This is a genomic window from Polaribacter sp. 20A6, from assembly GCF_011378915.1.
In the GTDB taxonomy this organism is placed as follows: Bacteria; Bacteroidota; Bacteroidia; order Flavobacteriales; family Flavobacteriaceae; genus Polaribacter; species Polaribacter sejongensis.
In genome coordinates this window covers 283,225-298,803 of sequence record NZ_WTPZ01000002.1, presented here as the reverse complement: position 1 = coordinate 298,803, position 15,579 = coordinate 283,225, and the positions used below count along the sequence as shown (strand labels likewise).

13 protein-coding genes are annotated in these 15,579 nt (G+C 30.9%); 12 read left to right on the top strand and 1 reads right to left on the bottom strand.

What is annotated here, in order from left to right; genetic code table 11:
* Positions 1–388 precede the first annotated feature (388 nt).
* A complete protein-coding gene (locus GQS57_RS05075; protein ID WP_165731497.1) occupies positions 389–1,147 on the top strand; it encodes a UDP-2,3-diacylglucosamine diphosphatase in 759 nt (252 codons plus the stop codon).
* Between the two features lie 96 nt (positions 1,148–1,243).
* On the opposite strand, the gene GQS57_RS05070 is transcribed toward GQS57_RS05075, so the two are convergent.
* Complete coding sequence (locus GQS57_RS05070; RefSeq protein ID WP_165731496.1) at positions 1,244–4,120, bottom strand: TonB-dependent receptor; 2,877 nt, start codon at positions 4,118–4,120, stop codon at positions 1,244–1,246.
* A 198-nt stretch (positions 4,121–4,318) separates the two neighbouring features.
* Between GQS57_RS05070 and GQS57_RS05065 the strand changes: the two genes are divergently transcribed.
* From GQS57_RS05065 to GQS57_RS05015, 11 genes are all read left to right on the top strand, one after another.
* A complete protein-coding gene (locus tag GQS57_RS05065; protein ID WP_165731495.1) occupies positions 4,319–5,308 on the top strand; it encodes a MoxR family ATPase in 990 nt (329 codons plus the stop codon).
* Between the two features lie 68 nt (positions 5,309–5,376).
* The gene (locus GQS57_RS05060) at positions 5,377–6,246 is read left to right on the top strand and encodes a DUF58 domain-containing protein (protein ID WP_165731494.1); all 870 of its coding nucleotides are present in this window, start codon (positions 5,377–5,379) and stop codon (positions 6,244–6,246) included.
* Between the two features lie 20 nt (positions 6,247–6,266).
* Entirely contained in the window at positions 6,267–7,184 is a 918-nt protein-coding gene (locus GQS57_RS05055; protein ID WP_165731493.1) for a BatD family protein, read from the top strand.
* A complete protein-coding gene (locus tag GQS57_RS05050; RefSeq protein WP_165731994.1) occupies positions 7,171–8,175 on the top strand; it encodes a VWA domain-containing protein in 1,005 nt (334 codons plus the stop codon). The genes GQS57_RS05055 and GQS57_RS05050 overlap by 14 nt, the downstream gene beginning before the upstream one ends.
* 46 nt (positions 8,176–8,221) lie before the next feature.
* On the top strand, positions 8,222–8,584 hold the full coding sequence (locus GQS57_RS05045; RefSeq protein ID WP_165731492.1) for a four helix bundle protein: 363 nt from the start codon (positions 8,222–8,224) through the stop codon (positions 8,582–8,584).
* Between the two features lie 28 nt (positions 8,585–8,612).
* Positions 8,613–9,659, top strand: a complete 1,047-nt coding sequence (locus tag GQS57_RS05040; protein ID WP_205860211.1) for a VWA domain-containing protein — start codon at positions 8,613–8,615, stop codon at positions 9,657–9,659.
* 314 nt (positions 9,660–9,973) lie between these two features.
* Positions 9,974–11,368, top strand: coding sequence for a glycosyltransferase family 2 protein (locus tag GQS57_RS05035; protein WP_165731491.1), 1,395 nt, complete (start codon positions 9,974–9,976; stop codon positions 11,366–11,368).
* 280 nt (positions 11,369–11,648) lie between these two features.
* Positions 11,649–12,491 (top strand): tetratricopeptide repeat protein, encoded by an 843-nt coding sequence (locus GQS57_RS05030; RefSeq protein ID WP_240915435.1) that lies wholly within the window; start codon positions 11,649–11,651, stop codon positions 12,489–12,491.
* Between the two features lie 78 nt (positions 12,492–12,569).
* On the top strand, positions 12,570–14,390 hold the full coding sequence (locus GQS57_RS05025; RefSeq protein WP_240915434.1) for a BatD family protein: 1,821 nt from the start codon (positions 12,570–12,572) through the stop codon (positions 14,388–14,390).
* Positions 14,391–14,449: 59 nt separating this feature from the next.
* Complete coding sequence (locus GQS57_RS05020; protein WP_165731490.1) at positions 14,450–15,208, top strand: tetratricopeptide repeat protein; 759 nt, start codon at positions 14,450–14,452, stop codon at positions 15,206–15,208.
* Positions 15,209–15,261: 53 nt separating this feature from the next.
* Entirely contained in the window at positions 15,262–15,555 is a 294-nt protein-coding gene (locus tag GQS57_RS05015) for a hypothetical protein (protein WP_165731489.1), read from the top strand.
* The last annotated feature ends 24 nt before the right edge of the window (positions 15,556–15,579 follow it).

Here is a 15,579-nt window from a genome sequence, read left to right as displayed (position 1 = left end):
TCATAACAGTGATACCACAGCGAAACCAAACCTTATGTGATTTCTCTCAAAAAGGTCGAAAGGACAAAACTGGATGGAAACTAAACTAAACGCAAAAAAACACAAAGCTTGTCACTTCGAAGTATTGAGAAGTCTCATAACAGTGATAACACAGCGTAACCAAGCCTTATGTGATTTCTCCCAAAAAGGTCGAAATAACAAAACTGGATGGAAACTAAACTAAACTAAACGCAAAAAAACACAAAGCTTGTCACTTCGAAGTATTGAGAAGTCCCATAACAGTGATACCACAAAATTGAGTAGCAAAAATTGCATCCAACCTTTTTAAAGCCTTTCACCCGTTTATAAATTAGTTTTTCTATTTTTACCGATATAAAAAATTCATCTTTTGATTTCCATAACAACATCAGAAAATAAAAAAGTCTATTTTGCTTCCGACCAACATTTTGGAGCACCAACTCCTGAAGCTAGTTTTCCTCGCGAAAAAAAGTTTGTCGCTTGGTTAGATGAAGTAAAAAAAGACGCAGAAGCCATTTTTTTATTAGGCGATTTATTCGATTTTTGGTTCGAATACAAAACCGTAGTTCCTAAAGGGTTTGTAAGAGTTTTAGGAAAATTAGCAGAAATAAAAGATTCAGGAATTCCGATTTACTTTTTTATAGGAAATCATGATTTATGGATGAACGATTATTTCCAAAAAGAACTGAATATTCCTGTTTATCATGAACCACAAGAGTTTTTAATCAACAATAAAAAGTTTTTAATTGGTCATGGAGACGGTTTAGGTCCTGGTGATCATGGGTACAAACGCATGAAAAAAGTGTTTACATTTCCATTATTCAAATGGATGTTTAGATGGTTGCATCCAGACATTGGCGTACGTTTAGGGCATTATATGTCTGTAAAAAATAAATTAATTTCTGGTGATGATGATGCAAAATACTTAGGTGATGAAAACGAGTGGTTGGTATTGTATTGTAAAGAAAAACTAACCCAACAACATTACGATTACTTTGTATTCGGACACAGACACCTTCCTTTAGAAATAGAGCTACAGGAAAACAGTACATATATAAATCTTGGAGATTGGATTCAGTATTTCACCTATGGTAAGTTTGATAAAGAATTTAAGTTATTAAAAGCATAAAAATAAACCTTCACTGATTTAGTTTAAATACTTTTATAAAATAATAGACATAAAAAAAGCGGCAAATTGCCGCTTTTTAAATATAAAATAATTCATTTATTTCAAGTTAAAACTTACTCTTGCAAATAAGAATCTACCGCCAATACCAAATTGTTGTGCTCTTCTAGACCAATCGAAACGACCATCACTTCTATTACCAAAAGAAGCTTCTGCCATATCTGGATAAATATCAAACAAGTTATTTGCACCAATAGTTAACGTTAAAGCATCTGTAGCTTTATACCCTAAAGATAAATCTGTAACTACCTTAGAGCTGAATACCTGTTGGTTTGCCACTACTGTTGTAGCCTCTGTTACTTCACCAAAATATACATTTCTTAAAAAGATATTGAATTTACCCGTTGTAAAACTATTTGTTAAATTCAACTTAGTTCTTGGCACCGCTTCTTCTAAATACACTCTACTATCTTCAGGAAAATAAGTACTTACTAAACCTGCATTTTCTAAAACCGCAGATGCATTAATATCTCCTACTTGCTCTGTTTTAGATAAAGTTGCAGATAAATCTGTTTTTAACCTAGAATTAGCACCAATATCTGCTTTATGCGTAATTACAAAATCGATTCCTTTAGATTGTGTATCTATTGCATTTGCAAAGAAAGACGCTGCAGAAGCATTTGCTTGTGTTAATAAATTATCTAATTCTGTCCCAGTACCAGGACCTTCAAACTGACCTGTATAAACTACTCTGTCATCAATATTAACAACATAACCATCTAAAGTTAAAGTAATATTAGCATCTGGTAATTTTGCCGTAAACCCTGCACTAAAACTGGTAGAAGACTCTTCTTTTAACTGAGGAATACCTAACAATTGAGCTGCTCTACTATCATTGGCAAAAGTACCCACTTCTTGTGGATCTCCATTCTGATCAAAAATAGTTGAGGTAGAATTAAAGTTTAATTGGTGTAAAGAAGGTGCTCTAAATCCAGTATTAAAAGAAGCTCTAATTCTAAAGTTCTCTGAAGCTTTAATTAAAGTTGCTAATTTAAAATTTACAGTAGAACCAAAATCTGAATAATCTTCAAAACGAGTTGCGAAATTTAACGAAACAGCTTCAGTTAAATCTGCATCTAAATCTAAATAACCAGCAATACTACTTCTACCTCTAGACAACTCATTACTTGGACTGAAACCTGGAAATACTTGCGAACCACCTGGTCTTGCAGCATCAAAAAAGTCTAATAAAGGCACCTGTGTAGATATCTTAATAGCCTCACCTGTTGCTGTATATTGAGTATAAGAAGCTTCTTCACCTGCAGTAATTTCATAATTCTCTAAACGATATTCTGCACCAAAAGCGACACCTAAACCTTGAAAAGTATTTTTATAAAATTTATTTAAATCTAAGTTTACGGTATTTTGAGAAAAAGCAAAACCACCAGCATCAAAAACTGTTGGAGAAGCATTTCCTTGCGATGCATTAAATGTATTTCCAATCATATAATCGAAAGCATTTCTACCATACGTATTTGAAAAATCTACATTCCATTCTCCAATCTTACCTTTAATTCCCACTGCTAAAGATTTATCTGAAATAGTAGAATTAATTTCTGGTAAAAAACCATTAATATAGGCAGGTGTGTACGTTCTACTTTGGTTTGGTAATCTATAAAAACCAGCAGAATTACCATCTCTAGAACCTAAACCAGCAAAAGAATACAGTTCGGTACCATTGTCATCTAAAGGTAATTTAAAGTTGGCAAAAAACCTACCTCCTCTTACTTTAGACTGTCCAACTCTCATGTTAAAGTCTTTACTTTCTAAACCTCTTGCTGCTAATTCTGCAGTTGTATTATCTCCTGATAAAACACCCTGTAATTGAGATTTTGTTGTAGCTCCATTTAAATTAATACCAGCCTGATTTGCATATTGAATAACATCACTAACATCATTATCTAATAATTTAGTTAAATCATAACCATCATCATTTGCAAACCTTTCAACAGTATTATATAAATTGAATATCGTTCCTTCCCAATCTTTCATTCTGTTGTAAGCTTCTCTTACATCAAAATCTCCTGTAAAGTTAATAAACCCACCTTTATCACCAATTGGCAATCCATAGTTTGCACTAATATTGGTAGTTTGTCCATCTACTCCTCCCGTTTGTCCGTTGGCATTTTTACTAAAATTAGCACCAGTAGTTACTACTAAAGCCAATTCATTTACGCTTTCATTTAAAACGATGTTAATAACACCCGCAATAGCATCAGAACCATATTGTGCCGCTGCGCCATCACGTAAAACTTCAATTCGTTTTATAGATGCTGCAGGAATTGCATTTAAATCTGTACCAACAGAACCTCTACCAAAAGTTCCATTAATATTTATTAAAGATGAGGTATGTCTTCTTTTACCATTTATTAATACCAAAACCTGATCTGGTCCTAAACCTCTTAAAGATGCTGGATCTATATGATCTGTACCATCAGAAATTGTTTGTGTATTAGATGTAAATGATGGAGCTACAAAATTTAAAATCTGATTTAAATTTACTTGTGGAGAAGATGCAGCCAATTCTTTCATATCTACAATATCTATTGGAACCGGAGAGTCTATAGCAGTTCTATTAGGATTCCTAGAACCAATTACAACAACTTCCTCTAAAGAATTATCTTCGTTTACCAAAATTGTTAAATAATTGGTATTTGTAACATTTACCTCTTTAGAAGCATATCCCATAGAGGAAACTACCAATTTTATAGGTAAACTTTCTACAGTAACAGAAAACTCTCCATTAATATCTGTAACCGATCCGTTGGTTGTTCCCTTTTCAATAACATTTACATATGGCAAACCACCACCAGATGAATCTGTAACTTTACCCTTTATAGTTTGTGCTACCATAGCCAAAGGCAACATAAATAACAAAGTGATTACTACGTTTTTTAATAAGTAATTTTCTTTCATATTAAAGTATTTTTAAAGTTATTATCTCTAAATATCGCCTTTTTAAACTAAAAATACAATATTTTAACAATTTCTTTATGCTATAACTCTTTTTATAAATTAAAAAAATAGACATCTTTAACCTTCTTTTAACAACAATAATTTTGTTATTATTGTAGCTTTGTTCCTGTAAAAAATAACACCTAATACAATATTACAATGGATGTAGATGTAAGAGCTATTAATGAGAAAATAGAAAGAGAAAGTGCCTTTATAGACATTCTTACTTTAGAAATGAATAAAGTAATTGTTGGCCAAAAACAAATGATAGAAAGTTTGTTAATTGGATTGATTGGAAACGGTCATATTTTGCTAGAAGGGGTTCCTGGATTGGCAAAAACACTAGCAATTAATACGTTATCTAAAGCGGTACAAGCTTCTTTTAGTAGAGTTCAGTTTACTCCAGATTTATTACCTGCAGATGTTGTTGGAACCATGATTTACAACATGAAAGAAAACAACTTTGAGATCAAAAAAGGTCCAATTTTCGCGAATTTTGTGTTAGCAGATGAGATTAACAGAGCACCTGCAAAAGTGCAATCTGCTTTGTTAGAAGCAATGCAAGAGCGCCAAATTACTATTGGAGACACTACTTTTAAGTTAGACGAACCTTTCTTAGTAATGGCAACTCAAAACCCTGTAGAACAAGAAGGAACCTATCCTTTACCAGAAGCACAAGTAGATAGATTTATGCTAAAGGTTGTTATTGACTACCCTAAATTACAAGACGAACAAATTATTATGCGTCAGAATTTGTCTGGCGGATTTGCAAAAGTAAATCCTGTAGTTTCTGTTGAACAAATTATTAGAGCAAGAGAAGTAGCTAATGAAGTGTATATGGATGAAAAAATTGAGAAATACATTCTTGATATCATCTTTGCAACTCGTTATCCAGAGAAATATAACTTACCACAATTAAAAGATTTAATTAGTTTCGGAGCATCGCCAAGGGGAAGTATCAACCTTGCAAAAGCAGCAAAATGTTATGCTTTTATCAAAAGAAGAGGGTATGTAATACCAGAAGATGTTAGAGCGGTTGTTTTTGATATTTTACGTCACAGAATAGGAATTACATATGAAGCGGAAGCAGAAAATGTAACGTCTGTAGACATTATCAACTCAATTATTAATGAAATTGAAGTACCATAATCAATTATCAATGAACAATTATCAGTTTTAAACTGATAAATGATAAATGTTAACTGACAATTGAAACAATGGAAACTAAAGAAATACTTAAAAAAGTTCGTAAAATAGAAATTAAGACAAAACGTTTGTCTAATGATATTTTTGGAGGTGAATACCATTCATCTTTCAAAGGACGTGGTATGACTTTTTCTGAAGTAAGACAATACCAATTTGGCGATGATGTAAGAGCCATTGACTGGAATGTTACTGCACGTTACAACGAGCCATATATAAAAGTTTTTGAGGAAGAGCGTGAGTTAACCATGATGCTTTTGGTTGATGTTTCTGGTTCTGAATTATTTGGTACATCCACACAGTTTAAGAAAGATACGGTTACAGAAATTGCCGCAACATTGGCCTTTTCTGCCACTCAGAATAACGATAAAGTAGGTTTAATTTTATTTTCTGATGATGTAGAACTTTTTATTCCACCTAAAAAAGGAAAAAGTCACGTTTTAAGAATTATTAGAGAGCTGATAGAATTTAAACCAAAAAGTAAAAAAACCAATATTGCTGCTGCTTTAAAATTTTTATCTAGTGTGATGAAAAAAAGAGCAATTGTTTTTATGTTATCCGATTTTATGGATGATGATTACGAAAAAACACTAAAAATTGCGGCTAAAAAACACGATTTAACTGGGATAAGAGTTTTTGACAAACACGATGAAGAAATTCCTAATTTAGGAATGGTGCCTATGTTAGATTCTGAAACAGGTGATGTACAGTTGATAAACACTGCTTCAAAATCTGTAAGAACTAGCTATAAAGCAAATGCCTTACGTTTGTCTGATTACTATTTAAACATGTTTAAAAGGAGTGGCGCAGGTACTGTTAACACAAGAGTTGATGAAAACTACGTAAAAAAATTATTAGGTTATTTTAAACATAAAGGAAGATAGTAACGCAGTTACCCTTAAAAATGAAAAAACAACTATTCTACATACTACTATTCGTTTCAACCATAGGTTTTGCACAAGAATCAATGGTAAAAGCAGAAATTGACACCACTAATATTAGAATTGGTGAACAATTCAATTTAAAGATTACTGTTGATGACACTCAGAATGTAATCATGCCCAAACTGCAATTAAAGGGTTTAGAAATTATAGATTCTACTCAAGTAGATACTATAAAAAACTCCTTAATAAGAAAGTATATATTGACTGGTTTTGATAGTGGTGCATTTTACATTCCGCAACAACAAATATTTGTAAAAAATCAAGCTTTTTTAACAGATTCTTTATTAGTAAATGTAGCTACCATTGCTATTGACACAACTAAAGTAAAAAAGTTCCCTATCAAATCTATTAAAAGTGAACCATATACTTTTGATGATTTTAAAATATACATTTATATACTTTTAGCAGCATTAGCAATTATCGGTTTCTGGATTTATTGGTTTGTCATCAGAAAAAGAAAAGAAGAAGTGGAGGAAGATACTTATAAAGCAATGCCTCCTTATGACGAAGCTATTTTAAAATTAAATGAATTAGACGAAAAATTATTGTGGCAAAACAATAAAGTAAAAGAATATTATTCTGAATTGACAGAAATTGTACGTGGTTATATAGAGCGAGAATTAAAAGTACCTGCTTTAGAAAAAACAACTGACGAAGTTTTAGACATGCTAAAAGACTTTAAGGACGCAGAAACCATACAAACATCAGAAGATACTATTAAAAAGTTAAGAGATTTATTAAGAGAAGCAGATTTAGTAAAATTTGCAAAATCGAAACCTTTTGCTTTAGAAATAGAAGAAGATAGAAAAGATGCTCAGGATATTGTGAGTAATTTAAAACCTAAACCAATTATTGAAAAGAATGATGAATTGGAGTAATTTTGAGTTTCATAATCCGGAGTTTTTGTGGTTACTAATTATAATTCCATTAGTAGCAGTCTGGCATTTTTTTATGCGTAAAAAAGATGCTGCAGTATTAACAATGCCAAGTATAAAAGGTTTTAAAACAGACTCGCTTTTATCAAAATTAAAACCACTTTTATATCTTTTAAGAATACTAGCTTTAGTGGCAATTATTGTCGCTTTAGCAAGACCGAGAAATGTTTCTGTTAGTAAAAAAACAAAGAGTAATAAAGGAATAGATATTGTAATGGCAATTGATGTTTCCGCAAGTATGTTGGCAAAAGATTTAAAACCTAACAGATTAGAAGCGCTTAAAAAAGTAGCCATAGATTTTGTAGATAGAAGACCAAACGACAGAATAGGAATTGTTGTGTATGCCGGAGAAAGCTTTACACAAACACCTATTACAAGCGACAAAGGAATTGTAAAACGAACCATTTCCGAACTTCAATGGGGACAACTAGAAGGCGGTACAGCTATTGGAATGGGATTAGGTTCTGCTGTAAACAGGTTAAAAGAAAGTTCCGCAAAAAGTAAGGTTATTATCTTATTAACAGACGGTGTAAATAATACCGGTAACATAGACCCAAGAACAGCTACAGAACTTGCAAAAGAACTAGAAATTAAAACCTACACCATAGGATTAGGAACTAATGGAATGGCAGATTTCCCTTACAGTAAAGACCCAAGAACAGGAAAATTACAATTTAGAAAGCTGCCCGTAGAAATTGATGAAGAATTGCTAAAAGAAATAGCTACGGAAACCCAAGGTAAATATTTTAGAGCTACAGATAATGAGTCTTTAAAAGAAATTTATGATGAAATTGACAAGCTTGAAAAAACGAAGATAGAGGAGTTTAAATATTACAATTATCAAGAAAAATATAGAATTTTTATCTTTTTAGGATTAGGATTCTTGTTGCTAGAATTTTTGTTGAGAAACACCATTTTTAAATCGTTTATTTAGAGAATGTGTAACTGTTGAATTGTTTAATCGTGTAAATGTAAAAAGGATGTATGTATTTTCATTTGAAAAGCTGAAGGTTTGGCAAGAAGCTATAGATCTCTCCGTTGAAGTTTATAGTATTACCAAAAACTTTCCTACTGATGAAAAATACGGAATTACAAGTCAATTAAAAAGAGCTTCAAATTCAATTTCAGCAAATATAGCAGAAGGTACATCTAGAATTACAAATAAAGACAAAGCACATTTTTCAACAATAGCATTTAGTTCAACTATGGAAGTTTTAAATCATATTATTTTATGTCATAAACTTCAATTTATAAACGAAGAAATTTATAATGACTTGCGTGAGAAAATTTATAAAATATCTAACATGTTAAATGCTTTACGCAAAGCACAGTTAAACAAATAAACAATTACACGATTACACATTAAAAACAATGTACAAAATAGAAGAACCCGTTTATTTTTCCCTGCTTATAATCATTCCAGCAATGATTGTTGTTTTCTTGTTGGTTTTATGGTGGAAAAAAAGAACACAGAAAAAATTTGCTGATTTAAATTTACTTCAAAGTTTAGCTCCAAATTCATCCACCTTTAAATCGGTTTTAAAACTGGTATTTTTACTTTTAGGAATTACTTTTTTAGTAATTGCTTTAGTAAACCCTAAAATGGGAACCAAATTACAAACCGTAAAAAGAGAAGGTGTAGATATTGTATTTGCCTTAGATGTTTCTAAAAGTATGTTGGCAGAAGATATTGCGCCAAACAGACTAGAAAAAGCTAAACAAATTATTTCTAAAACTATTGATAAATTAGGTTCCGATAGAGTCGGAATTATTATTTATGCTGGAAATGCGTATCCGCTTTTACCAATAACCACAGATCATGCAGCTGCAAATATGTTTTTACAAAACGCGAATCCAGATATGGTTTCTAGTCAAGGTACAGACATCAATGGAGCGCTAGAATTAGCAAAAACTTATTATAATAATGACGAACAAACAAATCGTTTTTTAATTATTATTTCTGATGGTGAAGATCATCAAGAAGAAACAAAACAAGTAGCCCAAACATTAACCGAAGAGGGCGTAAAGATTTACACAATTGGTGTAGGAACAGAAAATGGAGGCCCAATACCGATGCGTGTAAATGGATCTATGATTGGCTACAAAAAAGACAATAAAGGTGAAACTGTCATCACCAAACGTATGCCAGATGTATTGCAAGGAATTGCAGATGCTGCAAATGGCAGTTATATTGATGGTAATATTACAGAAAAACCGGTAACAGTGATTGCAGATATTATTGCAAATGCCGAAAAAAGCGAATTCGAAACAAAACAATTTTCTGATTATAAAGACCAGTTTCAATGGTTTGTAGCTATTGGATTACTATTCTTATTGATAGATATTTTATTATTTGATAAGAAAACCAAATGGTTGCGAAAAGTAGATTTGTTTGATGAAGAAAAACAGAAGAAATAAAGCCTTTCCTCCTTCCGAGGTACGAGGAAATCTCTTAAAAATTACAACCTTTTTATAAAGTTACATTTTTAGATGAGCTGATTAATAATTTTAATCAGCTCATTTGTTTTATTTCATTTATTAGAAAAAACTTCATCTATTACACAATAAAATATTCCGCTCATTAAATAAGGATACTTTTTACCCATAAAATGGGTAAATAATACACACTTAAAAACACCTAAAAAAGATAAACTACTGTAAAACAGACACATCTACTAATGGTACATATATTGATTTAATCTTGGTACAAAAAGTCCTAAACAACCACCATCATGAAATCAACAGCATTTAATTTAAAGTTACAAAATAATAAATTTTCCATAGAAGACAGAAAAACTTCTCCAATTAACTTTAGAGCGGTTATTGTTCTTGTTAGTTCATTTGTTATAATGATTGGTGCCGCTTTTGCAGTTTATTTATTACAAGATGATTTTTCAAAATTTAATTTTGAAAGGTTAAACAATAGTTTCGGAGCTGTATTTTTTAATCTTGCAGCTGTATTATTTGTTTTTACATCATTAACATTTCTTTACGATGTATACTTATATTTTAAATACAAGCCTATTGAATCTGTAAGTGATGAAGAATTGCCAACAGTTACCGTTATTGTGCCAGCATATAACGAAGGGAAGCAAGTTTGGGCTACCTTAAAAAGTTTAGCTAAAAGTGATTATCCTAAAGAAAAATTACAATTATTATCTATTGATGATGGTAGTAAAGATGATACTTGGGAGTGGATGAAAGAAGCTAAAAGAATTTTAGGAGATCAAGTTACTATTATGCAACAGCCTAAAAATATGGGTAAGCGTCATGCTTTATACCGTGGTTTTAACATGGGAACAGGAGAAATTTTTGTTACTGTTGATAGTGATTCAATCGTTAAGGAAGACACACTACGTAATCTAGTAAGTCCATTAGTTGTTGATGAAAAATGTGGAGCTGTAGCTGGTAATATACAAGTACTGAATAATAAAAAAGCTTTATTACCAAAAATGCTAAATGTAAGTTTTGTAATGAGTTTCGAATTTAAACGTTCTGCTGAAAGTAGTTTAAACTCAGTATTATGTACCCCTGGTGCTTTAGCTGCTTATAGATCAACTGCTGTTTTTGCTTGTTTACCAGAATGGATAGATCAAAAATTTATGGGTAAAGCGTCTGATATTGGAGAAGACAGAGCATTAACTAATATGATATTAAAGCAAGGTTACAGCGTATTATTTCAAAGAAACGCTTTTGCTTATACAAATGTACCAGAAGATTATAAAGGCTTGTATAAAATGTTTATTAGATGGGGAAGAAGTAATGTTAGAGAAAACATTGCAATGTCTAAATTTGTATTTACAAACTTTAAAGAAGGAAACAAGTTCGGATCTAGATTATTGTTTTTAACACAATCAATTAAAATGATTATGTCTTATCCTTTCTTAATATTTATGTTATATTTTATAATTGCACATCCAGCACTATTTATAAGCTCTACGTTATTAAGTATTTTAATAATATCTACTTTTCCAGTATTATTTTATGCAAAAAGATACGATTTTAAAGAAGCATTTTGGGCATATTCATATAGTATACTATATACTTTTGGGTTGTTCTGGATTACTCCGTATGCCATTGCAACAGCAGGAAAAAGTGGTTGGTTAACTAGAGAATTAGCCGCTTAAGTAGCATAAAAATAACATATAAATAATTCTGCACCCCTATGTAGAATTATTGAGAAAACATCCAGGAGGCTCTTTTATAGCGTAAACTGGATGTTTTTATTTGTAGAGAATTAAACACAATATTTTTCCTCCCAAACCACTTCATCATACAATAAGTTCGTCAAAAGCAACCTAAAACAATGAATATTAGGCTCCTTAAAAATAACAACTTATTAACAAAATTCTTTTTTTGAATACCTTACTTTTGTAATCATTACTTTTATGTAAAAAGACACAAATTATGAAAGAAGTTAAAGGTAACATGAAGATCTTACAGTATATCCTTATCGTTTTCTTGATGCTATTTTCACCGAAAGAAATTTTAGCACAAAAAGATTCTATTGCCTTACAACGAGAAGCTAGAAAGTTGTTAAGACAAGGAAATGATTTATATAGTAAAAAGCAATTTACAGACGCTTCAGTTGCGTATCAGAAATCATTAGCAAATAATACAAAATACGATAAAGCATCTTACAATTTAGGTAATGCTTTATATGAAAATAATAATTTTAAAGAAGCGGTACCACAATACGAATTAACCGCAGAAACTGCAAAAGATAAATTTACAAAGGCAGAAGCGTATCATAACATTGGTAACGCAATGATGGAGCAAAAACAATATCAAGCTGCTGTAGACGCCTACAAAAACTCCTTAAGAAATAACCCTAATGATGATGAAACTCGTTATAATTTAGCCGTTGCTCAATCCTTACTAGAAAAGGAAAATCAGGATAATAAAGACGACAAAAATAAGGACAATAAAGATAAAAAAGATCAGGACAAGAAAGACAAAGACGATAAGAAAGACGGAGACGACAAAGATAAAGACAAGGATAAAGACAAGGATCAAAAAGACCAGAAGGATAAGGACGGCAAGGGAGATGATGAAAAAGACAAAAATAAAGACCCTAAAAAAGACGAGAAAAAAGAACAAGAAAAGCCTAAACCTCAACCAGGAAAAATGTCTCCAGAACAAGTAAAGCAATTGTTAGAAAGCTTAAATAACGAGGAAAAGAAAACACAAAAGAAAATGAATGCTCAAAAAGCAAAAGGCGAAAAAGTAAAACAAGAAAAAGATTGGTAAAAATCTACCCTTAATCTTAATTGAAGTTAACGTACATCATATTCTAAAAATTAGTTTGTTTAAAAAATAAGTACAAAATTGAATACATATAAAATTAAAACAATAAGTAAAACTCAAGAGTGGCTTTCACAAATGGGGAAAGTCAGAGGTGCCTTTATGCTTATATTTTGTTTCGTAACCACTTTTGTAGCTGCTCAAGAAGCTACCTTAACAGCAACTGTAAGCAAAAATAAATTGGCAGTAAACCAGCGTTTACGAATTGAGTTTACCATTAATAAACAAGGTGGAGACAATTTTTCTCCTCCTAAGTTTACAAATTTTAAAGTAGTTGGTGGCCCAAGTCAATCTGTTAGTCAGTCTTGGGTGAATGGAAAAACAAGTTTTTCACAATCTTACACCTACGTTCTTCAACCAAATAAAAAGGGAGAATTAACTATTGGAGAAGCTAGTATTAAAATTTCTGGTAAGACCATAAAATCTGAAGCTATAAAAATTATAGTTTTAGATGCTGTAGATATTCCTAAAAACCCAAACGACCCAAATTATATTGCACAACAAAACATTCATTTAGTAGCAGAAATATCTAAATCTAGACCTTATGTAGGAGAAGGTATTTATGTAGAATATAGATTGTATGTTAGCGAAAATGTTAGTGTGTATGATACTAATGTTACAGAAGCTCCTCAATACAATGGTTTTTGGAACCAAGCCATTAAAATAAATAATTACCCTGTAAAAATGGGAAAATACAATGGCGAAGATTATAGATACATTGTACTTCAGAAAGCATTATTAATACCTACAAAAACAGGGAATTTAACAATAGATCCTATGAAAATGGATATTGTTATAGGCGTTCCTACTGGTAGAGCAGATTTTTTTGGAAATGTAATTACAAGAAATGTTCAAAAAGAATTTGCATCTGCTAAAAAAATAATTAATCCTAGATATCTTCCTTTAGAAGGGAAACCAACAAATTTTACTGGTGCAGTTGGTGATTTTAATTTTGATGTTACTCTAAGCAAAGAGATTTTAAAAGCAAATGAAAGCTCTCAAATTAAAGTAGCTGTATCTGGTAAGGGAAATTTAAAGTTGTTTGAATTACCAGAGGTAACAACTCCTGTTGAGTTAGAAAAATATCAACCAGAAAGAAAAGAAAAAGTTCAGGTAAATTCTAGTGGAATTTCTGGTGAAGTATCAGATTTATATACCGTAGTTCCGCAGTATAAAGGAAAGTATAAAATACCGAATGTTTCTTTCTCTTATTTTAATCCGAATGAACAAAAATACCATACAATTACAACCGACGATTTCTTTGTAGATGTGCTAGAAGGAAAAGAATTAAAACCTGCAATAGATACAAATGCTACGCAAAAGCAAGAGGTAGTATCTACAGGTAATAACTTCAGATATATACAAACAAAAAGTAATTTAGAACTTGTAGATACAGAAGATTTCTTTAAGTCTAACTTGTTTTATATTTTACTATTATTGCCGTTAATTACCATTCCTATTGGTATTTTTATTGCTAAAAAGACAGAAGAAAGAAGTAATGATCTTATAGGAAACAAGCTTAGAAAAGCAGAAAAATTAGCTAAAAAATATTTATCTGAAGCAAAAAAACAATTGGGTAAAAAAGAAGCTTTTTACGAAGCCTTAGAAAGAGCGCTGCATAACTACCTAAAAGCAAAATTAGGTATTGAAACAGCAGATATTAGTACAGAAAAAATTACAGAAATTTTAGAAAATAAAAAAGTTGAACCAACAACAATTGTTCAATTTATAGAAGTTTTAAAACATTCTGATATGGCACGTTACTCACAGATAACAAACACAGAAATGGAAGCTGAATTTGAGCGTGCAAAACAAGTTATTGTTCAATTAGATAAACAATTATAACCTATTTCCTGCAAGACCTCAAAAACCTTGTAGGTATATTTCAATATAGACTATTTCGAATGAAAAGAATATTTTTTTTATTGTTCATAATTGCCAATTCGGTTACTGCACAAAATGTAGATAGCTTATTTGTTTCTGCAAATAACTTATATAAAGACGGTAAATTTAGCGAGGCTATTGAGTTCTACAAGCAAATAGAAACTAAAGAGTTAGTATCATCAGAATTGTATTACAATTTAGGTAATTCTTATTATAAGCTTAACAAAGTTGGGCCAGCTATTTATTATTATGAAAAGGCGTTAATATTAGATCCATTAAATGCAGATGTAAAAAACAATTTAGTTTTTGCAAAACGTTTAGCATTAGATAATATAGAGGAATTGCCAAAAACTGTTTTACAAAAATTTAAAGTAAATTATTTACAAAAGCTATCTTATAACCAATGGGCAATAGTAGTTGTAGTATTTTCAATTTTAGGAAGCTTCTTGTTTTTACTCTTTTATTTTGCTGATGGACCTACTAAAAAAAGGTTCTATTTTACAACGAGTATTATTAGCTTTATACTTCTTATTGCATCATTATTTATCACTTATAATCAATATAATTTTGCACTTAACAATAAAGAAGCTATCGTTTTTGCAGAAGAAACAGACGTTAGAAATGCTCCTACATTAAACTCCGAGGAAATATTTACGTTGCATGAGGGAACTAAAATTATAGTTTTAGATGGCGTGGATGAATGGAAAAAAGTTAAAATTAATGATGGTAGATTGGGCTGGATACATGCTGAAGACATTAAGTTATTAAACGATATTTAATTTTTTTTTAACACTAAATACAAAAAGCTTTCTTAAATTCGCAAAAAAAATACTTGAAAGTTAAAGTAGCACTTTTCTTTATATTGATATTTTCCTCCCTATTAATTACGCCTACAGTAATTAGTTTAATTGACAGTACCCAAGACATTTCTGTCTTAATTAACATGAATGAGGAAGAAGAAAATCATGGGAAAAATACTTTAAAAGAAGTAAAAGTTATTCCTTATTCTGATGTTTCTATCTCTTTTAGAAAAAATCAGAAGATCAAAAATGTACGTTACAGATCTAAAAACTACATTTCTGAATACCCAAATATAGTGACTCCTCCACCTAAGTTTGTACTATAACTTCCGTACAAAAAACAAAATTTA